Annotated in this window: 18 protein-coding genes; 8 read left to right on the plus strand and 10 right to left on the minus strand. The window is 60.7% G+C overall.

Annotated elements, in window-relative coordinates:
* Positions 1-164 precede the first annotated feature (164 nt).
* The 3 genes from V1475_RS07870 to V1475_RS07880 all read right to left on the minus strand — a co-directional run bounded on the left by V1475_RS07870 (position 165) and on the right by V1475_RS07880 (position 3,755).
* On the minus strand, positions 165-1,568 hold the full coding sequence (locus tag V1475_RS07870) for a phosphomannomutase (RefSeq protein WP_479412300.1): 1,404 nt from the start codon (positions 1,566-1,568) through the stop codon (positions 165-167).
* Positions 1,569-1,574: 6 nt separating this feature from the next.
* Positions 1,575-3,026: a mannose-1-phosphate guanylyltransferase/mannose-6-phosphate isomerase gene (locus V1475_RS07875; RefSeq protein ID WP_479412301.1), complete on the minus strand. Its 1,452-nt coding sequence runs from the start codon at positions 3,024-3,026 to the stop codon at positions 1,575-1,577.
* A gap of 339 nt (positions 3,027-3,365) precedes the next feature.
* On the minus strand, positions 3,366-3,755 hold the full coding sequence (locus V1475_RS07880) for a response regulator (RefSeq protein WP_479412302.1): 390 nt from the start codon (positions 3,753-3,755) through the stop codon (positions 3,366-3,368).
* Positions 3,756-3,998: 243 nt separating this feature from the next.
* On the opposite strand from V1475_RS07880, the gene V1475_RS07885 reads away from it, so the two are divergent.
* The 4 genes from V1475_RS07885 to V1475_RS07900 all read left to right on the plus strand — a co-directional run bounded on the left by V1475_RS07885 (position 3,999) and on the right by V1475_RS07900 (position 9,834).
* Complete coding sequence (locus V1475_RS07885; protein ID WP_479412303.1) at positions 3,999-4,973, plus strand: response regulator; 975 nt, start codon at positions 3,999-4,001, stop codon at positions 4,971-4,973.
* Between the two features lie 61 nt (positions 4,974-5,034).
* Positions 5,035-5,394: an Hpt domain-containing protein gene (locus V1475_RS07890; protein WP_479412304.1), complete on the plus strand. Its 360-nt coding sequence runs from the start codon at positions 5,035-5,037 to the stop codon at positions 5,392-5,394.
* Between the two features lie 341 nt (positions 5,395-5,735).
* Entirely contained in the window at positions 5,736-8,549 is a 2,814-nt protein-coding gene (locus V1475_RS07895) for a sensor histidine kinase (protein WP_479412305.1), read from the plus strand.
* 178 nt (positions 8,550-8,727) lie between these two features.
* On the plus strand, positions 8,728-9,834 hold the full coding sequence (locus V1475_RS07900; protein WP_434288768.1) for a sensor histidine kinase: 1,107 nt from the start codon (positions 8,728-8,730) through the stop codon (positions 9,832-9,834).
* A gap of 510 nt (positions 9,835-10,344) precedes the next feature.
* Here the strand turns inward: V1475_RS07900 and V1475_RS07905 are convergent.
* The 5 genes from V1475_RS07905 to V1475_RS07925 all read right to left on the minus strand — a co-directional run bounded on the left by V1475_RS07905 (position 10,345) and on the right by V1475_RS07925 (position 14,920).
* The gene (locus V1475_RS07905) at positions 10,345-11,736 is read right to left on the minus strand and encodes a class I adenylate-forming enzyme family protein (RefSeq protein WP_479412306.1); all 1,392 of its coding nucleotides are present in this window, start codon (positions 11,734-11,736) and stop codon (positions 10,345-10,347) included.
* Positions 11,733-12,323, minus strand: a complete 591-nt coding sequence (locus V1475_RS07910; RefSeq protein WP_479412307.1) for a hypothetical protein — start codon at positions 12,321-12,323, stop codon at positions 11,733-11,735. The genes V1475_RS07905 and V1475_RS07910 overlap by 4 nt, the downstream gene beginning before the upstream one ends.
* Before the next feature lie 251 nt (positions 12,324-12,574).
* Positions 12,575-12,820 (minus strand): acyl carrier protein, encoded by a 246-nt coding sequence (locus V1475_RS07915; protein ID WP_434288763.1) that lies wholly within the window; start codon positions 12,818-12,820, stop codon positions 12,575-12,577.
* A 143-nt stretch (positions 12,821-12,963) separates the two neighbouring features.
* Entirely contained in the window at positions 12,964-14,091 is a 1,128-nt protein-coding gene (locus V1475_RS07920) for a glycosyltransferase (protein WP_479412308.1), read from the minus strand.
* Positions 14,092-14,275: 184 nt separating this feature from the next.
* Positions 14,276-14,920, minus strand: a complete 645-nt coding sequence (locus tag V1475_RS07925; RefSeq protein WP_479412309.1) for a sulfotransferase family 2 domain-containing protein — start codon at positions 14,918-14,920, stop codon at positions 14,276-14,278.
* A 232-nt stretch (positions 14,921-15,152) separates the two neighbouring features.
* Here V1475_RS07925 and V1475_RS07930 point away from each other — a divergent pair, with 232 nt between their 5' ends.
* Positions 15,153-16,634: a class I adenylate-forming enzyme family protein gene (locus V1475_RS07930; RefSeq protein WP_479412310.1), complete on the plus strand. Its 1,482-nt coding sequence runs from the start codon at positions 15,153-15,155 to the stop codon at positions 16,632-16,634.
* A gap of 10 nt (positions 16,635-16,644) precedes the next feature.
* Here the strand turns inward: V1475_RS07930 and V1475_RS07935 are convergent, their stop codons facing one another.
* Positions 16,645-17,739: a thioesterase domain-containing protein gene (locus tag V1475_RS07935; RefSeq protein WP_479412311.1), complete on the minus strand. Its 1,095-nt coding sequence runs from the start codon at positions 17,737-17,739 to the stop codon at positions 16,645-16,647.
* Between the two features lie 186 nt (positions 17,740-17,925).
* Between V1475_RS07935 and V1475_RS07940 the strand changes: the two genes are divergently transcribed.
* The 3 genes from V1475_RS07940 (at position 17,926) to V1475_RS07950 (ending at position 21,947) form a co-directional block, all read left to right on the plus strand.
* Complete coding sequence (locus V1475_RS07940) at positions 17,926-18,879, plus strand: TAXI family TRAP transporter solute-binding subunit (RefSeq protein ID WP_479412312.1); 954 nt, start codon at positions 17,926-17,928, stop codon at positions 18,877-18,879.
* 5 nt (positions 18,880-18,884) lie between these two features.
* On the plus strand, positions 18,885-20,798 hold the full coding sequence (locus V1475_RS07945) for a TRAP transporter permease (protein ID WP_479412313.1): 1,914 nt from the start codon (positions 18,885-18,887) through the stop codon (positions 20,796-20,798).
* Between the two features lie 96 nt (positions 20,799-20,894).
* Positions 20,895-21,947: a hypothetical protein gene (locus tag V1475_RS07950; RefSeq protein ID WP_479412314.1), complete on the plus strand. Its 1,053-nt coding sequence runs from the start codon at positions 20,895-20,897 to the stop codon at positions 21,945-21,947.
* Positions 21,948-21,953: 6 nt separating this feature from the next.
* Here V1475_RS07950 and V1475_RS07955 read toward each other — a convergent pair whose 3' ends face one another.
* Positions 21,954-22,643 carry an adenosylcobinamide amidohydrolase gene (locus V1475_RS07955; protein WP_479412315.1) on the minus strand — a complete coding sequence of 230 codons (690 nt, stop codon included), beginning with the start codon at positions 22,641-22,643 and terminating at the stop codon, positions 21,954-21,956.
* Position 22,644 lies beyond the last annotated feature (1 nt).

A 22,644-nucleotide genomic window follows, 5' to 3' on the forward strand; every position in this document is an offset into this window, starting at 1 on the left:
CTCGCAACTTTGGTACAGATCGGCACGTTCTTCGCCAGCCTCGTCCTCGGAGAGGCTGGCGATGGTCTGTGTGTCCGTGATGTGCGCTCGCGTCCTTGTCCGTGCGCCAATTGGGCGGCTCTCTCATCGTATCGGCAGAAAAATTCCGTGGTACAGGTCACGGGTTATAGGTCACGGGTCCTTTGCCAAATCACCGCCCTGGCGACGCTTTGATATGCGCTGCCGACGAGTGTGAGGGCTTTTTCTTCGCTTTGCGCCTGAGCATAGATCCGAAACTCTGGCGCATTGCCGGAGGGGCGCAGGTGGAGCACGTCGCCACTTTCGAAATCGACGCGCAGCCCGTCCGTGAGATCGGTGCTGGCGATATGGCCGAAGGGGGCGAAGAAGGCGGTTCGGGTTACGTCGTCCCGGATCAGGGCGTCGAGAAAGGTTTTGGCCTTTTCGGTGTCGATGTTCTGGATGCGATCTGCGGCGGTGAAACACGGGGGCAGGGAGGCCACCAGTTCCGCAAGGGAAGCCCGGGCCTTTTTCGCCGCGACGAGCGGGGCGAGGATCGGCAGCATGCAATCGCGGGTCGGCAGGGGCGGGAGCGGGGTCTGAAGCCGGGCTTGGAAGCCCAAAAGGAAGCCGCCGTTCGCCTCGAAGCCTACGACCTCGGGATGGGTTGCCCGAGACATTCCCGTGATGACGAAGGGCGAGCCGATCCGGGTCAGGATCACCTCGTCAAATTCCGGGAGACGGCGCACCATGTCATTGGACGACACCGGCGTCACAACAGATTTTGCGCCCAGAAGATGCGCGGTCAGCACGCCGAGAATATCGCCGGGGATGACCTTGCCATGGCTGTCGGTCAGCATGGGGCGATCGGCATCTCCGTCGGTGGAGGCAATGGCATCGAGGGAGTTCTCTCGACACCATGAGCGCAGCCTGTCCCGGGTCACGGGATCGACGGCTTCGGTGTCGACGGGGATGAAAGTGTCGGACTGGGCCAGAGGCACACTTTCTGCGCCGAGGCCGCGCAAGATCGTTTCCATCGTGTCACGGGCGACGGAGGAATGGCGATAGACGCCGACCCTGAGACCTTCGAGTGCGCCCGCGCCGAAGGCGTCGACATAGCGCGCCACATAGAGGGCTTCGGCGTCGTGCGCCACGCGATACTCACCTTTCGCCTTGCCCTTGTACCGCGTCTTGTCCGCATAGGCGGCGGTGATGGAGGCTTCATCTTTTTTGGAAACCTCTCCTTCGGGCAGGTAGAATTTCAAGCCGTTGCGATCGGCGGGGATATGGCTCCCGGTGATCATGATCGCGGGGGCTTTGGCGGCCATGGAGGAGAGCGCCAGTGCGGGCGTGCCAATCGCGCCGCAATCGACGACATCGACCCCAGCCGCCTGTGCCGTGTCACGGATCACTCCGGCGATCCCGGGCGACGATGGGCGCAGATCACGTCCGATATAAAGCGTTTCGGGTCGCACGGTGCTCAAAAACGCATGGACGTATTCCGCGACGAGCTCATCGGTCAACTCGGTCACAAGACCGCGCAAACCGCTGGTGCCGAATTTTGGGGGCATCCCGACTTATCCTTTCGCTCCCTGACCGCGGGCATAGACATCTTCGTAGCGGATGATGTCGTCTTCGCCGACATAGGAGCCGGTTTGTACTTCGATGAGAACCATCGGGACTTTGCCGGGGTTTTCCAGCCGGTGCGCCGCACCGAGCGGGATGTAGACGGACTGGTTCTCGGTGATGATCTGGATTTCGTCATCGACGGTCACGCGTGCAGTGCCCTCGACCACGATCCAGTGTTCGGAACGATGGAAATGGCTTTGCAGGCTCAGCACGCCCCCGGGGTGAACGTGGATGCGTTTGACCTGAAACCGTCCGCTTACAACCAGGCTTTCAAACCAGCCCCAGGGGCGGTGGTCTTTCGGGAAATGCGTGGCCTGCGCAGCCCCTTTTGCCTTCAGCGCGACCACGGCTTTTTTCACGTCCTGCGCGCACGACATGTCGGCCACCAGAACTGCGTCGTTCATGGCGATGGCCATAACGTTCTTCAGGCCGATCCCGACCACCTCGAGATGTGCACTGTCCGAGCGGATCAGGCTGTTTTCACAGTCTATGGCTGTGGCTGCACCCGCGGTGACAACGCCGTTCTCATCGGGGCCGGATGCGCGCCAGACCGCATCCCAAGCGCCCAGATCCGACCAGCCGCCATCAAAGGGGACGACCGCGAGATTGTCGGCTTTTTCCATGACCGCATAGTCGATGGAAATGTTTTCGGCTTTCGCCCATGCTTGCGGGTCGAGACGCAGAAAGCCGAGGTCGGCCTGAGCTGCCCCGACAGCGTCTGTCACCGGAGGGGTCAGATCCGGTGCATGTTGCGCAAAGGCTGCGATGATGTCACAGGCCTTGAAAAGGAAGATTCCGGCATTCCAGAGAAATGTCCCTGCCGCAAGCATCTCGGCGGCATGGGCCGCGTCGGGCTTTTCCACGAAGCGTTTGAGGTCGACAGCCGTCTTGGAGGCGTCGGGCTGAGAGGCCAACTCAAGATAGCCATACGCGGTTTCGGCATGGGTCGGCTTGATCCCGAAGGTGACGAGTTTGCCAGCGTCGATCGCGGCAAGCCCTTTTTCAATCGCGGCATGGAAGGCGTCCACATCGGGCACAACGTGATCCGAGGGAGCCACCAACATGATCGCGTCGGGGTCTTTGGCCGCAAGATGAAGGGCAGCGGCCAGAATGGCGGGCGCTGTGTTGCGTCCTTCGGGTTCGATCAGGATCGCGCCCGGGTCAATGCCGATTTCCTGAAGTTGCTCGGTGACGATAAAGCGAAAACCGGCTCCGGTGAGAATTGTCGGCGCTCCGAACTGCAAAGCTCCATCGGTCCCGCTGAGCCGTTTGGCCGAGGCCTGAAACAGTGTTTCCGTGTTGATCAGTGGCACGAATTGCTTTGGATAGCTTTTGCGTGACAAGGGCCAAAGTCTCGTACCTGAGCCGCCGCATAAAATGACTGGGAATATCAGTGGCATCGTTACTTTTCCAGAAATGAGCAATCTACTGTTTTTATTTATGGTAAATGTGAAGCGGTTATGCCGTCTAGGGGGGAGGGCCGTTTTGGGCCGCAGGGCGCAGGAATGGATTGTTCCCTGATCCCCCGGTGCGTTTTCAGCGTCACTTTCGTCTCGTCTCTGCGCTGGAAAAGAGTCTGACCGCAAGCGGAGGGAAGGCCTTTGTCTTTTCAGCACGGCTCTCTGCCGCCGCTCAGATGCTTTGAGGTCGGCTCCGGGATCATTTTAGCATCTGACGGGCGTCTCGCACGGCGCAGGCCCGCGAGAGACATTCGTTTCGCTCCGACCCGCGGTCTTGGCCTATGTCGACTGACAGGTTTCCCAGATTTGCAGCAACTGGCCCGGCAATTCCATCGGCTCGAAAGGTTTGAGGATAATGTCCTGTGCTCCGATGGCTTTGAGATTCCCGAAATCGGCACGCGATGTCTTTGCCGTGACGAAAATGACCGGCACGTTGGAATATTCCTTGACCTCACGAAGCCTTTTCAGGGTTTCCACGCCATCCATGACAGGCATCATGACGTCCATCAGGATCAGATCGGGGACCTCAGACGGTAAATTGTCCACCGCGTCCTGGCCGCATTTGAACTGGACCACGTCGAAGCCACCAACGAGTTCCAGCGACATGCGGGTAATTTCCCGAATGTCCGGATCATCTTCCACGTGCATGATGCGGTGTAATTTTGTCATGAGCGGAGTATATATGGTGGCAGAGGTCAGACAAGCGAATTCTCCCGGGGCCCATGGATCATTCTGAAATCTCCCCCGGGGATTTCCAGAAAAGACGGCCCGTGGCGGAAATTCTCACTTTTGACATAATTTGACCTAAATTGACGACGAATCTCTTCCTAAAGTTGTTTTCAACGCCGAGGCTGTTGCGCCTTTGAGGATAATTGCAACAAGGTCGACGGTTTCGCTTCGCTGGAGAGACAAATGACACTTTTGGTCGTGGACGATGATCGCAACATCCTGGAGGTGATGAGCGCCATTCTGCCCTCCCTCGGGTATGAGGATTTCATTTGCGCCGAAAGCGGTGAAGAGGCTCTGCGTCTGATTCAGGATCGTCAGCACGAGTTCTCCACTTTCTTCCTCGACATCCAGATGCCCGGTATGGACGGGATCGAACTTTGCGGTCGCATTCGGGCCTCGCTCGAGTACCGCAACACGCCTGTTATCATGCTCACCGCGATGAAGGACAAGGCCCATGTCGACGCGGCCTTCCTGCGTGGGGCAACGGATTATCTCACCAAGCCGATCGATACGACGGAACTGGGGGCGCGGCTGCGCGTGGCACAGCTTTTGCACGCCGAACAGCAGCGCTCTATGGACGCAATGCGGCGTGAACAGATTTTGCGTTTTGGGATGAACAGCGCCGCGGATGCGGATATGCGGTTCAATCTCGCCGATCCGATCGCGATCTACGATGTGCCGCGGGTGATCGGCAGCCTTGAGCTTGAGAACTATCTGCACCGCTTGTCGCGGATCAAACGGTTCATGTTCGGTGCCATCGGTTTTCGGATCGACAAGCCCGAAAGCCTCTTCACGTTGACAACACCGCTGGAATTCCACGGTATCCTGACCGATGTCGCTGAAGCGATCTTTGAGACGCTGCGCAGTTACGACGTCATCATTTCCTATCTCGGAAACGGTCAGTTTGTTGCCTTGCTTCCGCGCACCTTGCAGTTCGACGAGGAGCAGATCGAGGTGGATCTGGCCGTGAAGCTGCGTGAATACGGGTTGGTCGAAGGCGATACCGTTCCGCTCGAGGTGAAGGTCCATGTGGGAAAACCCGCCAAAATGTCGATGTTCAAAACCGATCCCCAGCTCATGATCGCGCGCGCCCTGGCGCAGGTCGACGGCGACAAATCAGCGGGCAGCAAGTCCAAGAACAGTTTTCTCGTCGCTTGATTGTGTTCCATCCCGGAACCGGGCAATACTAAAAAAACTGTAAGAGGCTCGGGGAACGTTCATGCCAAACAAATCTCTTTCGGACTCGGCGATCAGACAAAGATTGGCAGAGGCGATTGGACGTACACGACAGAATTTCATCGACGATCTGATCGTGAAAATCCCGGAAATCGAAGGACTTCAAACCCGGATCAATGCACGATCAAACGATCGGGATGCGTTGGATCAGCTCGGTTTTCTAACGCATCGTATGAGCGGCATCGCCGCGACCGTCGGGTTTCCCGAGATTGGTGAACGTGCCGGTGAAATCCATGACGTCCTCTCCCATTTTGACCAGTCGGACAGGCAGTTGGTCGGGCTCTCGCAACAGCTCGAGACTCTGCTTGATCTCATGGAAGATGCCATCGTCGACGAAATGTGACGCCAGACCTCCCGAAGCACCGACTTTTCCGGCATCGTGACCTCTATGCGCGGTGCGTCGAAGAGTAATATCGCGGGGTGTTTTCGGGGCTGCGATGGATGTGTCGCGGGTTCTCGCCGCAGCAGGGGCAAGGGCACTTTGTCTTTCATGTCACAGTCATTGCCATAAAATCGTTTGTCATCTTGCCTTACGTTGGGTAATGCACGTTAGGCGCGAGTGTCTCTTTCTAAAATGAAAAGGAACGGCCTATAACTGGTCGCAAGAAAATCTAAAACGAGCAGTAAAGTTGCAGACGACAATCGGAATGGCGCAAAATGCCAGATAAGAACCGAGTCAAATACATGAACCTGTTGATCGAGGGTGCGTCTTACGCCGCGATTCTCGGTCTTTGTGTGTTGATCTATCTCGGAGCGATCCGAACCGCCTCGATCGAGGCGACCGAAGAGCAGACCGACATCATGTATCGCGATCAGTCGGTCATCGCGACGGGTATTCAACAGTCGGTCAACAAGAAGCTGCTTTTTGCGCGTGGTCTTGCGGGCGCATTGTCGCTGTCCCCGGACATCACAGCGATTGAGTTTTCGGAACTCTGTTCTTTCATCAAGACCGAGGACGCGTCGGTTGTGAACATGGCGCTGGTGCAGGGAACCACCATCACGCATGTCCATCCCTACACAGAAAACAGCGGTTTCATCGGGCGCGATCTGGCAGATCTTCCGGATCAGTACGAAGTGCTGCAACTGATTGAACGCACAGGTGAAACCTTTGTGGAGGGGCCGACGAGTCTGTTCCAGGGGTATCAGGGCTTCATCATTCGTGAACCGGTTTTCTCCCGTGGAGGACGGCAGGGTGAGAAAAGCATGATCGGCATAGCCTCGATCGTCTTCGCAGCCGATCCTTTTTTGCAGGAAATCGGCCTCTCCCAATACGAATCCCTCTACGATATTGCGATTGAGGTCGAGACGGTGCTTGGCAAGCAGGCGCTCATCTTCGGCGATGAGAAGATGCCGCTAAATGCAAAATCCACCTATGAGATTCCGTTTCCGGGCAGCACCTGGACAGTCTCGATGTCCCCGACACAACGGGCCGGGATTCCCGAGTCCACGCTCCGCATCATTCGTCTGAGCGCGGTGATCGGCGGGACGCTATCGCTGATCTTTGCGCGGTATCTGCACACACTCAGACGGCGCAACTGGCGGATCGCAACCCAGTTGCGTACCGCGCTGAATGCGGCCCCATCCGGCTTTGTCCTGTTCGATAAGGATGACAATCTTGAGTTGTGCAATCGCCGGTATCGTGACCTTCACGGCGCAGCTGCCGATGCCATCGTGAGCGGCGCGTCGTTGGAAAGCATCTTGCGCGCGGGGCTCAAGGTCGGGCTCTACACAGATGGCATCGGCAACGAAGAGGACTGGTTGGCGCGCCAACTTTTGCGAGGCCCTCGTCAGGGGGGCGGCGTTACCTTGGCGCTGAGCGACGGCACCTGGCTGCAGCTTCTCGAACACGAAACCCCCGAGGGCGGACGTGTCGCCATTCTCAACGATATCACCGAAGTTCAGTGCAGCCGCGAGCGCGCCACGCTTGCCGAACAGCGGCTGAACGATGCGATCGATGCGCTGCCTGTCGGGTTCTGGTTGTTCGACAGCGACGACAAGCTGATCATGTTCAATACCGTCGCCGGGGACCGGCTCAACGGGATGAAGCGCAACCTGATGGTCGGGCGGCCTCTGACGGACCTGATCCACCGACGGCTGGAGATTTCCGACGAGGTGCTCCTCAACGGGGTTCGGACCGGGGACGAGACAGAAATTCTCTCGGCTTTGGCCGGAGAGACCTCCGAGCTTGAGGTGCGCTATAACGGAGACCGCTGGTTCAAATACTTTACCCGGCGCACATCCGAGGGCGGGTTGGTCATGTTCCGGGTGGAGATTTCGGATCTGCGCCGCCATCAGCGGGAACTTGAAAGGTCGAACTGTGAATTGCGCGCTGCGTTGCGCAAACGCGACGAGGCCGAGGCCCGGCTTCAGGATGTGGCCGATCTGAGCGCAGAATGGTTCTGGGAACAGGATGCCGATATGCGGATGACCTATGTCTCGGAGGGGTTCGCCCGCATGATCGGGGTCGATCCGGCGGATTACATCGGAAAACCGCGCAGCTATTTCGTCAAATCCGCCGAGGGCAGTGAAGATTCGCTTCAAAAACTCATGGCCAAGATGGCGGCGCATGCGCCCTTCCGGGATGTTGTCTACAGCTATCATTTTCGCCCGGATCGTCTGAGCTGGATCCGCATCAGCGGCAAGCCGCGCTTCGACGAGCAGGGCCTGTTTACGGGCTATATCGGCATTGCCGAGGATGTGACGAAATTCTACGCGGCTCTGCGTGAGGCGGAACAGGCGGATGAGGCCAAGACGCAATTCCTCAATGTGATCAGTCACGAGTTGCGCACGCCCTTGTCGTCGGTTCTCGGTTTTAACAGTTTTGTCGCCAATTTCGAAAAACTGCCGAGCTATGCCGTTCTGCGTACAGCGCTCGCAGAGGGCGAGGACGAAAAGGTCTCGGCGGCGCTCAAGAGTTTTGAGGCGGATATTTCGCGCTTTACTTCACGGATTCAGGCCTCTGGCACGCAACTGAAAGCCCTGATCGACGATATGCTCGACATCGCGCGTATCGAGGCCAACACCATGCGCCTCAATCTGGCCAAGGTGGACAGCAGCAAGGTGGTTGAATCGGTGGTCGATCAGATGCACGCATTGGCCGAGGAAAAAGGTCTTTCGATCACGCTCGATCTGGTCGACGCGGACATCCGTGCCGACGAAATCCGCTTCCGCCAGATTTTGACCAATCTTCTGGGAAATGCGTTCAAGTTCACCGATGAGGGGAATATTACAGTGCGCAGCCGGGTGCGGGACGACATGGCGACTTTCGAGATCAGCGACACCGGCGTCGGGATTGCCGAGGACCGTATCGGCATCATCTTCGATCGCTTTGCCCAGGCCGCCTCTGGCACCAACCGAAAAAACCCGGGCGTCGGTCTCGGTCTTGCCATTTGCAAGGACCTTGCCGCGCTGCAAGACGGCTGGATCAAGGCTGAAAGCGAACTTGGCGTCGGCTCCACGATGACATTCGCTCTGCCGCTGTGGTGCGAAGCGAACTGAGGCAATACACGTCTGGATTGTAATTATTTTTCGCCGAACACACTTTTATCATAAATTAACCATAGCCAAGTTTAATTTCACCCGCAGGATCAGACCTGTGTAAAAGTCATTCTTTGGAAACGGATGGTGAAGGGGGAACCTGAACCAACGTTTTTTTGAACAGTTCGGGTGTAATTGTATGACATGTAAGCTCAAATACGGCGTAACCGGCTATGCATTCGGCGAAGACGCGGCGTGCTTTGTGCAGGCCGGATCTAAGCTCAACGGGGCGCTTTGGGACGGGATGTCCGATGCAGTTCTCGTGTTCGAGCGCACGATGGCCGCGCCACATTACATGAACTCCGCAGCTCGCAATATGCTGGGCGGGGGCTCTGCGGCGCGTGCCGCCGAACATCTTTGCGAAGGCGGTTTTTTTCATGATTTGATGGCCGAGGGTGGTCCCCTTGATCAGGCGGAAACCAGTGGAAGCGCCACTTTCCGCACCCATCCGGCCTTTGGAGACAAACGTCTGAACGGGCGCGTGATGGCGACTGTGGACGAACAGGGCGAACGCTATTTCGTGGCGATGTTTCATTTTGAAACGGAGCAGGAAAGTGCCGACTATCTGCGCAAGGAAGTGAATTCCGTCATCACCCATGAATTGCGCACCCCTCTGACCAGCATCAAAGGGGCTCTGGATCTGATGAAATCCGGTCTGGTCGGGCCGCTGTCGGACAAGGCGCAATCGCTCCTGAACATTGCGGGAGCCAACAGCGACAGGATGCTTGCGCTCATTCAGGAAATCCTCGATCTCAACGAAAGCGCTCAGGCGGGGTCGAAGCCCGCGAGTGAGGATATCGGGGTCGCAAGCCTGCTCGAGAGTCTGGTGGCAACCCATCAGGGCTATGGGTCCTATCACGGGGTCGATGTCAAAATGCGACCGACCGATGCTGCGCTTCTGGTGCGGGCTGTGTCGTCGCAGTTGATCAAGATTCTTTCCAATCTGTTGTCGAACGCGGTCAAGGCTTCTGAACGCGGGCAAGCCGTTGAAATCTGGTCGCAACAAACGGATGCACATGTTGCCATTTTCGTCCGTGATCACGGCGGCGGTATCCCCATGGCTTTGCGTGACACGCTTTTTGAACGCTTCACCAAAGCCAGTTGGGACAACAACAAACGCGCGAGCAGTTCCGGGCTGGGGCTGAACATCGTGCGTACGCTGGTCGAACAGATGAACGGCACGATCTCCTTTGAGACTCAAAGCGGAGAGGGCACGACATTCTGTGTCAGCCTGCCGTCTTCCTGAAGCCGATCGAAAAGAAGGTACATTTCCGGGCAGGAAAGCGCCTGCCTTCAAGGACGGTTATTTCTGTCAATGAGCAGAGTATGGGGCGCATTCACGATTGGCTTTGTCCCTGCCGTTATTTTGGCGCTTCTGGGCCCGCCTCTCAAATGCGCTGGCGTATTTGAGAGGCGGGGGGCATTGCGAAGCTCCGCTCGGTCTGTGATCCCGGTGGAACCAGATGTGTCGTCCTGCGCGAGGAACGACGGCTGGGCGTGAACGATGTGCCCACAGTCACCCTCTGGCCGTCGACATGGGCGGCGGGCCATCCGGGTTTTGTCTGGAGCCGGATTGAGTGTGAGCCGGGGAGCGTTGTGCGTCTTGAGTGGCGCGACGAGGGGTTACGTGTGACGACACGGGACGGTGATTGCACATGGCATCGTCGCGGAGATTTTCAGTTTCCTATCCATATCCTTCGGGACTAAGTTTTCGACCGTTTCCAGGACGCATGGGGGGGCAGGGCTCCGGATCGGTTCACGCTTTGCGAGCGGCCTTTTTGCCCGATGCGGCGATTTCGAGTGCGGGGACGATGTCGATGCGATGCGGTCTGGCATGGGGTTCTAGGGCCATGCAATGTCCTTTCAGGGCGTCCAGATCGCTCTCCATCCCGGTCTCGAGCACCACGTCCACTACTGGGACCAGTCCCAGAAGGCGGTGTTCTTGCACGTGGCAGGCGGCGTCATGCACTGCCGGATGTCGCATCAGCAGGTCCTCGATCTCGAGCGGGTTGACGAGCTTGCCGCCGGTTTTGAACAGCCGGTCATAGCGCCCGAGGAACACCAATTGGCCATCGCGTTCGCAGACCAGATCGGTGGAGCGAAAGAAGCCGTCGGGCTCGACGCCCTCATATTGGTTACCGGGCTGAATATAGCCCAGACAGACGCTCGGCCCGCGCAGAGCAAGGCGCCCGGACCCGTCCGGCAGTCCCTCCTGCGCCACCGGGTCGATGCGCCAGTCGAAATGATCGAACGGACGGCCGACCACGAGGCCCGCGCCGTGATGCTGGACGGTGCGGACATGTGAGATGCGCGGCCCGGCCTCGGTCATGCCATAGACCAGCCGGAAGGCACTTTGGGGAAAGGCTTGCGAGAGCTTGTCGACCAGATCCGCGTTCATGTATTCGCCGCCGGTGGTCACAAGGCGCACGGAGGGGAAGGGCGTGCCATTCCAATAGGCCAGAAACAGGCGCATCAGCGAGGGCGGCCCCTGCAAAACCGTGATGTTCTCGCGCCGGATCGCCGCCTGCACGATGGTCAGCGGCTGACCGGGCTGGAACATGCGCAACGCGGCACCGGACAGAAGAGCGCTCACCGAGGCCCCCATCAGCCCGTACATGTAGGTCAGCGGCGTGGCGACCGCAATGATGTCCCCTTCGGCAAATCCGAGGTCCTCGACGATGGCCCGGGCCGTGGTCTCCACCCCTTCGGCGCAGAGGGCGACGAGTTTGGGCGTCCCGGTGGTTCCGGAGGTGCAAATCACAAGCGCCTCGTCGCGCGGACCGAAAGGGGGACGGGGCTGTCGGCTGTCCGGGAGGCGGGCTTCGGGCGTCTCGTCGGAGAGGATCGCGATAGGGGTGGCGATCTCGCGGATGCGCGCAAGGCTCTCGGGCGTTTGCCCGTCGCGCAGCAGGACGGGGACCAGCCCCTTGCTCCAGCAGGCCAGCACCCGCACCAGAAGGGTGACCGGCTCCGTCGACACGAGCAGCACACGGGCAGGCGCCGCGCCGGTGGGACGGTCCGGCAGTTTGTGCGCTTCGTCCTTTGCCCGGGCGACAAGCTCCGCGTAGCTGAGGGTGCCCTGATCGCCGATCAGGGCGGGGGCCGAGGCATGGCGTGCGGCGGTGTCGAGAAAACGCTGCCAGATCATCGGGTGAACTCCTTGCGAAGCGGCGGGGCGAGGAAGCGGAGATTTTCGGGGGAGCTTGCGATCACGGAAGACAGGCTGCGCCAGTACGCCTCGATCCAGGCCCGATGATGGTCTTCGGGGGCAAGCTCCGCCGGTACCGTGATCGGGGTGCAGCGCGGGGCGATCCGTTCCCCCTCCCAAAGCGCCAGAAACACGAAGCTGTTGGCCTTGATCCTCTGGGCGAGCGCTGGCAGGCCGACGGAGAAATCCCAATGTTGACCGAACCCGTCGACCCGGAGCGTGTCCTGGGTCTGCTTGCCATCGGGGGCCGCAAAAAACACGCCGCCGCGACGCAGTTGCACGGCGCCCCTGAGCAGAATCTGTGCGCGGGCCTGAGGATCGCGCGGGTTGAGAAACAGCCCGTCTTCGACGCGTTGCCAGTCCGGCATGTCCTGTGAGTTGGTCACGATCAGCGGCTTGGCAAAGCGGTCCAGTACCAGATTCATCGCGAATTTGGGCGGGCCGAGATGCGCCGCAGCCAAAATGGCACCGCGCCCGCTCAGGGCGGGATCGAGCGCGGTCAGGTCCGGGGGGAGAACGAGCTCCATTGCCTGGGCACGGGTGGCGCGGTCATAGAGGAAGACCCGGAGCAATTCACCCGCCGCGATCCCCCACCAAGCGCGAGCGCACCAGTCGCGTCGCTCGGACCGGGTTCCCGGACAGAATTGTTTCGCGCGTTTCCAAAGCCTTGGGTGCGGTGGACGATCCTCGGACATATCGCGCAGCTGGGCGAGCTTGTCTGTCAGCGTACCGGGGGCTCGGGCGTGTTCGGTCGGGATGTAGCGCCTCGGGCGGCGGATCAGAGAGAGCGCATATATTGGATCAGCCCCCCCAGCGTTGCCAGAGCGTCGCTTCCCAGATCTTCGCTGCGCAATTGCAGGCCGGTGACCTCCTCGAGTTCCAGCACAAGATCCAGCATGCCGATGGAGTCGAGGCCAAGCCCGCCTGCGCCCAAGGGTGTGCTGTCGCTCAGCGTTTTGGGGTCGACCTGTGCGGCTTTGGCCACGGCGTCGAGAATGGCGTCTCTTGTTTGGGGAGCGTCCATATTGGGTCTCCTGCGTGATCGGAAAACATGATGAAAAGGAACGGGCAGGCTGCGGGGGAATGGCGCACAGAGGTGCTAGATGCCGTAGCACCTTTGCGAAGCCATGCACATCTGTCAAGTTTTGTGTGGCAGCTCGGAACGGTTTACATCCAGTCGATGAGCCGTGCTTCCAGCATCGCCAGAAGGCTGCGGTTGTCGAACTGCGCGACGGCCCGGCTGCGCCCGGCTGTGCCCATGCGGGCGACCATGTCGGGCGCGTTGGCCAACGCGACGATCCCGTCGCGAAAGCCCGCCTCGTCATGCTCCGCAATCAACAGTCCGTTTGTCTCTTCGACCACCGCTTCGGGGATGCCCGCGTGGCGGGTGGAGAGCACGGCCATGCCCGAGGCCATGGCTTCCTGGATCGAGGTCGGCAGGCCCTCGGTGTTGCCATTGCGCGCGGTGACGGAATGTTGCAGCAACACGGCGGTGCGGGCCATCAGGGCGCTGACCTCCGGGTGCGGCAGGGCGCCGGTGAAGGTGACACGGTCCTGCATGCTGCGTGCGGCAACCAGAGACTGGCAAGATTTGAGCAGCGGGCCGTCTCCGACCACGGTCAAATGTGCCTGATGGGAGGAACCCGCGGCATCGAGAAAGGCGCGCAGCACAAGGTCAGGGGCTTTTTTTTCGACCAGACGACCGACGAAGAGAAAGCTGGAGGGGCGCTTTTCCGCGGGCTGAAACAGGTCGGTGTTGACGCCGCTCGGGATCACCGCGCTCTTCGGATGGGTGATGCTGTGGGCTGCGAGATTGTCGAGTAGGAATTGCGACACGGCGAAGATCCCGTTCCAGTGGGGGATGCATTTGCGATAAGCGTGCCGTTTATCGGGATGCCTCAGGAGTTTGGAGGCGTCGTAGCCGCGAAAATAGCTGAAAAGCGGCAGGCCGAGTTTTCGGGCGAGCGGGGTCAGGGCAATCGCCTCGGGACCGAATTCGGCCAGAATGAGATCGGGGCGTTGGTCGCGAAGGAAGGTCTCGACACGGTCTTGCGCCCGGCCGCGCGGCAGCGCGGCGGTGCCGTAGCGAGACAGGTATTGCACCGTCTGGACGAGTTTGCGGGGTGAAAACTCGAGCCTGTCGCGACGTGACATGATTGGCTTGTTCAGCGGGTTGCCGCCTTTGGCGGTGTTGAACAGCACACAGGTGTTGCCGCCGAACAGTTCGTCAATATGACGATTGACGAAGGTCTCCCCGCTCGCGTGATAGGTTCCGGTTGCGATGCAGGCTTTCATGTCCGGTTCTTTCGGCTTTGACCGCATCGGCTGGAAAGATCGCGAGGGACTTCACTCTGGCGTGAAATGCGGGGTGTTCTCTATGGTGCGTGACGCAGCGTCACTCTTGCAGTTAGAATGCCCCCACGGCGTTTTGCAAGTTTGTTCAGAGCATTGCACGCAGAGAAAAGACCGGGTTCGGGTTTCAACTGTACCAGATGTCGAAATCTCGGGCATAAAAGGCCCGGATGCGGGATTTGGCCCGCTCGGTGAGGATCAGGTCGTGCTTGCGGCTCTCATTCAGGCGGGGCACTTCGCCCTCAGGCGGCAGGCCAAGCTCCCCGGTGACCTTGTCGTAGACGCTTTGGAGCCCGTCCTCGAAGCGGAAGACATGCAGGCCCGGCCAGTCCGTGAAGGCGCTTTGCGGCCGGACATGGTTGTCGTCCCAGAACGGGTGTTTGCGAAACTTGGCGAAGGCGCGGTCCTGCCAGACCTCGAAATACCGGCTCATCTGCTCCGCTGTTATCTCATCGAAAGCGCGCCGCCGCAGATAGGGGCCGATCCGTCGGGTGCGCTTGTCCTTGTGGCGATGAAAGAACTCGCTGATCATCCGCTTTTCCGGATGCCGCACGATGGCGAAGGCAAAATCGGGTGTGCCGTGTGGCACGAGCTTCGCAAGCGCCTCGGCATGCAGGTGTTGCGGTACGCAGGGCAGCCAGTCGATCTCTTCTCCGATGGAGCCGAGGATGGGTTTGCCGAGACCGCGCAACCAGGTGTCGACGGAGGTTCCGCCGGTCTTGGGAATATGCATGAACAAGATCAGCTTGCCGTTAATGTGATATAAGGGCATGCCTGTCGCGTGCTTTCCTGAAGGTTACGTGGCGCAGGATACTGTGTGCCCTGAGGCTTGTCACGGCGTTTCCGGAGCCGTTTCCTGCCCGCGTCGTGACCGTCTTGCGGGAAAGCTTTTGGAAATCTGTGCATTTTGCGAAAATCTGTTTCCTCATATCGGGCATATGTGTTTTCTGGTGCAGGCTTCCCGCAAGCCTTCCGTTCCGACGCTACGCCAGATGGACCGCCACATGAACCAGCAAAACCACAGCAATCTCGCCGATACATTTCATGCCCTCGGGGCACGATATGGGGCGCGGCCCGCCCTCGTCTCCGGTGCGCGCAGCGTCTCCTTCGCCGGTCTTGTGGCCACTTCCGCACAATGGGCGCGGCAGTTTCAAGCCGAGGGGCTGAAGGCGGGGGATCAGGTCGGGCTGGTGCTGCGGGACAGTGTGGATACGGTGCTCGCGATGGTGGCGATCTGGATGCTCGATGCGGTGGCCGTACCGATAGATTTCCGCAACCGCGCCGATGAACGAACGCGCCTGAGCGAAGAATTCGATCTGGCGGCCATTCTCGAAGACCGGGATTTGTCCAATGGAGCGTATCGTTCTATTCCCTGCGATGCAGGGTGGAAAGACACGTCCGCCCGCCAATCGGATGCACCGATCGAGCGCAACGGGACCGAAAGCCACCCGGCGCTTATTTCCCTGACTTCGGGAACGACGGGGCGGCCTCTGGGCATCGTCGCAAGTCACCGGACCATCCAGCTACGGTCTTTCGGTTACGGGTTCGAGGCGCATTATCCCTTCGACGGCAAATTCCTCAACGCCTATCCGCTGTCCTTTTCCGCTTCGCGCAACCACACCATCGGGCAGTTGATGCGTGGGGCGACCGTGTGTTTCCATCCGCCGATTTTCGCGGCCGACGAACTGATCGAAAAGGTGAACTCCCAGGGCATCACCTTCCTGTTTGCCGTACCCGCTACGGTCAAGGCTATGCTCGGCCTGTCGAAGGGGACCGGAAAGCCGCTGATGCCCGATCTGGAAATGCTCTATTGCGGCGGCTCCGGTATGGAGGCGCATGACAAGCTTCGGGCCTGGCAGGAGTTGACGCCCGGATTCCTGCATTGCTTTTCCTCCTCCGTGTCCGGCACCTGTTCGGTGCTCGCCGGGGCGGATGTGGCGAGCCATAGCCACACGGACGGGCGGGTCCTCCCGACGGTACGTCTCGAGATCGTCGATGAGGATTTCAACCCGGTGCCCGCAGGCGAGGTGGGGGCGATGCGGGTGCGCAGCCACGGCATGGCCGAGGGGATGTACAAGAACCGTGAACGAGAGACAGGCGACAAGATCCGCGACGGTTGGGCCTATACCGGGGATCTGGCGAAAGTTTCGCCGGACGGTTTCCTGACGGTGGTCGGGCGCAGTTCCGACATGATCATTCGCGGTGGTGCCAATGTTTATCCGGCGGAGATCGAAACGGTCCTTCAGGCGGTGCCGGGGGTCGAGGATGTCGCCGTCACCGGCTTCGCCAGCGCCGAGTTCGGCGAAGAAATTGCCGCTTTCGTCGTGGCCAAATCCGGCGTGACCGAGGGCGATCTCGCTGCAGAGTGCCGGGTGCAGCTTGCGCCCGACAAGCGGCCCCGGAAATTCATCTTCCTCGACAGCCTGCCGCGCAACACCAACGGGAAGGTGCTGCGCCGGGAACTGCGCGCCTCGCTCGAAAGCTGAGGCGGGAGTTTCAGGCCAGCGGTTCCAGCAGAAGCTGTTCCATCCGCGCGGCCACGGCGTCAGCGTTGGCTTGGCCGATGTCGCCATGGGTTTCCGACAGCACCTCGACGGTGCGGTTCGGGATGAAGCGCTGCCAGACCGAGGTTTCGGACGTCAGCGCCTTGGCGCGTTGCTGCGAGGCGATGATCGTGACCTTGCCGGTGTAGGGTTCTGGCCATGCGAAACGATAGGCAACGATCAGGCTGGCACGCGGCAGGATGCGAAACCCGGCGTTCCGGTATTTCCAGAACGCGCCCTGCTTTTTCCGCGAGGCCTTGCGCGCATCGTCCAGAGTGGCGAGCAGGCGCAGGCCACGTTCGATCCGGTCCCGAAGACGGTCGAATGCGTTGGGTGTCCGGGGCGTATAGCGCAGCCGATGCCGCAGCCGGTCGAGCGTATTGGCGTTGCCGGTCTCGATCTTCGACTGAAGCCTGTGCCGGTTGAGCACGCGGCGCGGCGCGCTGGGGTCGAGCAGCACGAGACTGGGCACCTCGCGCCCGGCGGCTTTGAGCTGGGCCATCATCTCGATGGCGATCAGGCCGCCCGCGCAGAAGGCAGAGAGCAGCACCGGCCCGGTTGGGTAGTCACGCATGATCTGCGTGACATAGGCCGCGGCGACGGCGGGAATGTCGCGCGGATAGTCCGTGCGCGTCCTGATGCCGGGAAGCTCGAACATCACGAGCTTCGTGCCCTGCGAAAGACCGGCATAGAATTCGGGACGCGGCGCGGTGTAGCCGCCCTTGCCATGCACGACGAAAATCGGATGTGAGTTCGGAGCGATCTCGGCCTGGCCGTCTTGCAGAAATTCGGAGATGAGGCGGGGCGTGGGGTAGTCGAACAGGGCGGAGACGGCAAAATCCTTGCCGGTCTTTTCCTGAATCATCAGGCTGATCTGTTCTCCCATGAGGGAATCGCCGCCGAGATCGTAGAAATCGTCGTCAAGGCCGACGGGAGCGACCTTCATGACATCGGAGAAAATGCCACAGATCAGACGTTCGCGCTCCGTTTCGGGCGGAGCGAAGTCATAGGCAAGCCGGAGCGCATCGCGCGCGGTCGTATCAAGCATGTCCTGCGCCAAACCGTTTCGCCATTGCGACCCCCCGCCTCTGGCCTGTTCTGATGGTTTCGGAGGCTAACGGATGTCAAATTCGCAGGCAAGTTCGGAACGGGGGATATTGTCGTTGATTTGTTTGCACGGCCTGTTGCATCTTCCCTAACGTCAACAACAGACCTCTCAGGGGGGGTAATTTACATGTTCAGGAAAGTCATCACTGCGCTGATGGCATTGGGGATTTGTGTTCCCATGGCCGCCACCGCAGAGCCCAGCACCATTGCGTCCGCAGGTCAGGGATCGAGCACCTACAACTATGCGCTCGCGATCAGCAAGGCGGCCAATGACGATAGCGACATGGACCTGCGACCGCAGCCCTATGACAGCACCAGTCAGGCGAGCCCGTTCATAAACGCGGGCGAGGTCGATTTCGGTCTCGAGAACGCCATCGCGGTGCGTCAGGCGATGCTCGGCGAAGGCCGGTTCAAGGACCACAAGATGGACAACCTGCGACTTGTGGCGCGTCTTCTGCCGATGCGCATGACGCTCGGTGTGCGCGAGGACAGCGGCATCACCTCGGTCGCCGATCTGAAAGGCAAACGAGTGCCCGCAGGCTTCGTTCAGGCCGTGACCGGCGAGGCGCTGATCACGGCGCTGCTGGCCTCGGGCGGGCTCAGCTATGACGATGTCGAACGGGTGCAGGTCGCGAATTTCACCGCCATGGCGGAGGCGTTCGTGGCGGGAGATACCGATGTTCTGATCCATGTGATCGGCACGCCGCGCGACGAACAGGTGTCGCGTGACGTGGGCGGTCTGCGAGCGTTGCAACTCGGGGGTGTCGAGGATGCCGCCGCGAAGATCAGGGAAATCATGCCGGTGGCGAGTCTTCAGATGCTCGATCCGCAGCCCACGCTGACGACGATCAAGGCACCGACCCAGATCCTCCAGTACGATTATTTCGTCTACACCCATGCCGATGAGGACGACGCGACGGTGACGGCGCTGCTCAAAGGGCTTTACGCGGGCAAGGCCACGATGGTCGAGTCCGTGGCCAGCCTCGACTGGTTCGATCCCGAGGCGATGTATGTCGATATCGGCCTCGATTATCACCCGGCCGCCATGGCCTTTTATGAAGAGCACGGTCAGATCAAGTAAACGAGATGACCACTGATCGCAGGAATGTTGCGGACGGGGGGCTCAGGCTCCTGATCTCCCTGTCCGGTCTCGCTGTTGTGCTGCTGCCATGTCTCTGGGCGATCGATCCGTTCGACTGGCTGCGGTCCAATCTCGTCGTCGACCAGTTCCTTGCGGTCGAGCTTGCGCTTGCGCTCGGGTTCACCCTGTGGCTCCGGGCGCGAAACCTGTCCGCCGCTCTGCCGCGCGTGGGCTTCTTCCTCGCCGGTTGCGCCGCATTCGGCGTCGGGCTCTTCCTGTTTCGTCATTTCGCGGGCGAGGCGGCGCTGTTCATCATGCCGACGCCAAGGCTGCTCACCGTCTCGGTGCTGTTGATCGCAGTCACCCTGCTGGCCTCGTTCCTGGCCAGCGGCCCGATGATGGGGCTCTTGTTGTTCGGCGTGTTCGCTGTCGGCTATCTGGCGCAGTTCTTCCCTGCGCCGTTCGACGCCGCGTCCGTCGATCTGAAACGTTACACGGTCTATCTGGTGTTCGGCGGCAACGGCTTTCTCGGTCGCACGCTCGGTGTGATCGCCGGCACGGTGACCATCTATATTCTCTTCGGTGCGGTGTATGAGATCTCCGGCGGCACGGCGGCGATCGACGCGCTTGCCCGTAAGATGTCGCGGCGCGGCAAGGGCATGGCGATCAAGGCGACCATTGTCTCCTCGGGCCTCTTCGGCATGGTCTCCGGCAGCGCCAGCTCCAACGTGCTGACCTCCGGCGCTTTCACCATTCAGGCTATGCGCCGCTTCGGCCTTCCGGGGACCAAGGCGGGAGGGATCGAGGCGGTGTCCTCGACCATGGGGCAGATCACCCCGCCGGTGATGGGGGCTGCGGCCTTTCTCATGGCCGATCTGACCGGGCTGTCCTATGGCAGCATCGCGCTCGCGGCGACGGTTCCGGCGATCCTTTGTTACACGGTGATGTTCGTACAGGCGAGCTGGATGGCCGCGCGGATCGAGGGCGAGCCTCTGTCCGAGGGGACCGAACCGTCCGCCACGACAGCACAAGACGAGATGCCTGAACTGGCCTGGCGCGATCTCTGGCATCTTCTGCCGGTGATCGCCATCGTGACGGTGATGTTCAAGGGCGACAGGATGACGGAACTCGCGGGCATCGCAGGCATCGTGGCGGCGCTGCTCTCGGGGTGGATCCTGCACGGCCCCGCCGAGCTTTGGCGCCGGATCAGGTCCTCCGCCCAAAGCGCCTATAAGACCACCGCCTCTCTGGTGATCGCGGGTTCGGCCCTTGGCGTGGTGCTCGGTGTGTTGGGCATGACCGGGCTCGATGTGAGCCTGACGCTCGGTATTCGGGAGATCGGCGAAACCAGCCTCCTGCTGTCCCTGATCCTGACGGCATTGTCCGCCATGGTGCTGGGCGCGGGGATGGCGACGACCGGGGTCTATATCATCGTCGGCACACTTCTGGCACCGGGGCTGGTGGCGCTCGGTGTGCCCTTGATGGCGGCACATCTCTTCGTGCTCTATTTCGGCGTGGTCTCGATGATCACCCCGCCGGTGGCTTTTGCGGCGCTTGCGGCCAGCGGCATCTCCGGCGAGTCCTTCACGAAAACGGCTTTTGCCGCGATGCGGTTCGGCTGGATCATCTATGTCCTGCCGTTCCTCTTTGTCTATGCGCCGGGGCTTTTGCTCGTGGGCGATCTCTGGACCGTGGCCGCCAGCCTTATGGGCGCTTTCGTTGCGATTCTGGCGGTGGATGCGCTTCTGGCCTGGGAAAACCGGCTTACTTCGGGTCTGGCTGCCGTCTCTCTGGTTCTGGCTGTCTGCGCCGTGTTCGACCCTATGGCGCGCGCGTCCTTCGCCGTCACGGCTGCCGTTCTCGCGCTTTGCAGCTTGCTGGTCTTGAAAGGTTGGGCGGTGAAATACGGCAAGGCCTGAGATGGTGAAAGCGTCACATTGCCGGGAGAGGGCTTCACCTTGCCCGCCAAATATGGCTTTTGTCGGGATGTCCGAAGTACTGTTCAAGGTGTCTCCATGACCTCCCGTCCCAAGCCGAAACTGGTGCTGCATGTCGGAATGCCGAAGACGGGATCAAGCGCCCTGCAAAACTGGCTTGCGAAATCCCGGCCCTTCCTGCGCACGCAGGGGGTTCTTTATCCGGGACAAGGCAAGTCGCAGTCCTTTCTCTCCCTGCCGCTTGATTTCGAGGCGCATGGCTCGCGGCTTTTGATCGACAAGATCGGGCGGTCGCAGGCCAAGGCCGATCGGCTGTTCGAGACGGAATGGCGCGCGCTGGAGGAGGAGATCCGCACGACCGCGCCCTCAACCGTCGTGCTTTCGACCGAGTATCTGTTCGCGCGCCTCGGCCTCACAGGCCGTGAGACGCTTTTGATGCGCTTGGCGGCGTGTTTCTCCGAGGTGCAGATCGTGGTTTATGTCCGCCAGCCTTCGAAATACTTCGCCTCCCTAGCGCTGCAACGCGTCCGGCATTCGGCCACGCTTTTGCCTGTCGCCCCCTTGCATGTCAGAACCGCACTCGAGACTTGGGACGCGGCGTTTCCCGGCCATGTCGAGGTTCGAACCTATGACAGGGACGCGCTTGTGCAGGGCGATATCGTTGCAGATTTCCTGACCACGCAACTCGGTCTGACCGGGCAGGGGCCGGGGACGCGGGAAAGTGTCAACGAGAGCATGAGCGCAGAGGCCGCGCATCTGATGCAGAGCGTCCAGCGCGAAGAGTTCGCCGGGCAGGACAATGTCGTGCTGCGCGAAAGAAACCGCTATCGCAAACGCCTTCTGGCCGCAGACGAACGCGTGTCCGGGGCGCAGCGGCCGAAGCTTCTGTCGGAGGTCGCGGCCTATCTGGATGAAAGCTCGACCGATCTGCTCTGGCTGCGGGAGCGCTATGGTGTGATCTTCGAGGCGTTGGATTATGAGCGGATCGGGGAGCGCCCGGGCTGGTCCGGGTCGTCGGAGCGGATTGCCGATCTGTTCGAGATCGACGAAAACCGTTTGCAGCGGCTCGAGGCGGCGATGCGGTGGTCGCGTTTGCCGTCCCTGTCATGGTTCATGGGCAAGCGACGTTAAAGCGGGTCATTTCCCGCCGAACACCTTGCGCATCATCAGGGGATTTTCCCGCACCCATTCGGCGGCCCCCTCGGATACAGCGCTATAGACCGCCCGACCGATCGCCTCCCCCAAGGCGGTGTGCAATCCGGCGTAGGCGCCCTGACCTGCGGGGGCGGCAAGCGCGAGGCAATCGGTCCCGGTGCCAGTGACGGGACCTGCCGCGAAGCGCAGGCCTGCCTCCATCACCGCCGCCGTGCGGGCCTCCGCCGCGATGGTCAGCGCTTCGATCTGGGCCACCTCCCGCAACGGCATGTCGGTCTGTACGGCGATGTTGATCGTGCCATAGCTTTCGACCGCCCAATCGCGCGGGGTGCGCGCGCCGATGCGTTCGGCATTGCCAAGCCCCACGGTCGCAAGCGCCGCGACCCGTGCGCCCTCAACCGTCACTTCGGCGCGTTTGAAACGTGTGATGTTGCGCGAGGTCAGAAGGCCGACGGCATCGACATGATCGGTGCGCGCCATCTCGGTTGCGATCCAGTCGTCGACTTCGAGCCCTACCGGCAGATCGGCATTCTTCAGCTCGCGCCAGACGATGTGTCGTGCGGTGACGAAGCCGGGGCGATAGGGCGCAAAGCTCAAGACCCGCATCGGCGCGCCGAGATCGGCGATCAGCCAGGGGCGAGTGAGATGCGGGGTCAGAAAGATGTCAGCCATG

Source organism: Celeribacter sp. SCSIO 80838 (assembly GCF_056498065.1).

What these genes read in the sequence shown, in the direction of transcription:
- V1475_RS07870 (WP_479412300.1), bottom strand. Translation starts at nt 1,568, where the DNA reads ATGCCCCCAAAATTCGGCACCAGCGGTTTGCGCGGTCTTGTGACCGAG.
- V1475_RS07875 (WP_479412301.1), bottom strand. Translation starts at nt 3,026, where the DNA reads ATGCCACTGATATTCCCAGTCATTTTATGCGGCGGCTCAGGTACGAGA.
- V1475_RS07880 (WP_479412302.1), bottom strand. Translation starts at nt 3,755, where the DNA reads ATGACAAAATTACACCGCATCATGCACGTGGAAGATGATCCGGACATT.
- V1475_RS07885 (WP_479412303.1), top strand. Translation starts at nt 3,999, where the DNA reads ATGACACTTTTGGTCGTGGACGATGATCGCAACATCCTGGAGGTGATG.
- V1475_RS07890 (WP_479412304.1), top strand. Translation starts at nt 5,035, where the DNA reads ATGCCAAACAAATCTCTTTCGGACTCGGCGATCAGACAAAGATTGGCA.
- V1475_RS07895 (WP_479412305.1), top strand. Translation starts at nt 5,736, where the DNA reads ATGAACCTGTTGATCGAGGGTGCGTCTTACGCCGCGATTCTCGGTCTT.
- V1475_RS07900 (WP_434288768.1), top strand. Translation starts at nt 8,728, where the DNA reads ATGACATGTAAGCTCAAATACGGCGTAACCGGCTATGCATTCGGCGAA.
- V1475_RS07905 (WP_479412306.1), bottom strand. Translation starts at nt 11,736, where the DNA reads ATGATCTGGCAGCGTTTTCTCGACACCGCCGCACGCCATGCCTCGGCC.
- V1475_RS07910 (WP_479412307.1), bottom strand. Translation starts at nt 12,323, where the DNA reads ATGGAGCTCGTTCTCCCCCCGGACCTGACCGCGCTCGATCCCGCCCTG.
- V1475_RS07915 (WP_434288763.1), bottom strand. Translation starts at nt 12,820, where the DNA reads ATGGACGCTCCCCAAACAAGAGACGCCATTCTCGACGCCGTGGCCAAA.
- V1475_RS07920 (WP_479412308.1), bottom strand. Translation starts at nt 14,091, where the DNA reads ATGAAAGCCTGCATCGCAACCGGAACCTATCACGCGAGCGGGGAGACC.
- V1475_RS07925 (WP_479412309.1), bottom strand. Translation starts at nt 14,920, where the DNA reads ATGCCCTTATATCACATTAACGGCAAGCTGATCTTGTTCATGCATATT.
- V1475_RS07930 (WP_479412310.1), top strand. Translation starts at nt 15,153, where the DNA reads ATGAACCAGCAAAACCACAGCAATCTCGCCGATACATTTCATGCCCTC.
- V1475_RS07935 (WP_479412311.1), bottom strand. Translation starts at nt 17,739, where the DNA reads ATGCTTGATACGACCGCGCGCGATGCGCTCCGGCTTGCCTATGACTTC.
- V1475_RS07940 (WP_479412312.1), top strand. Translation starts at nt 17,926, where the DNA reads ATGTTCAGGAAAGTCATCACTGCGCTGATGGCATTGGGGATTTGTGTT.
- V1475_RS07945 (WP_479412313.1), top strand. Translation starts at nt 18,885, where the DNA reads ATGACCACTGATCGCAGGAATGTTGCGGACGGGGGGCTCAGGCTCCTG.
- V1475_RS07950 (WP_479412314.1), top strand. Translation starts at nt 20,895, where the DNA reads ATGACCTCCCGTCCCAAGCCGAAACTGGTGCTGCATGTCGGAATGCCG.
- V1475_RS07955 (WP_479412315.1), bottom strand. Translation starts at nt 22,643, where the DNA reads ATGGCTGACATCTTTCTGACCCCGCATCTCACTCGCCCCTGGCTGATC.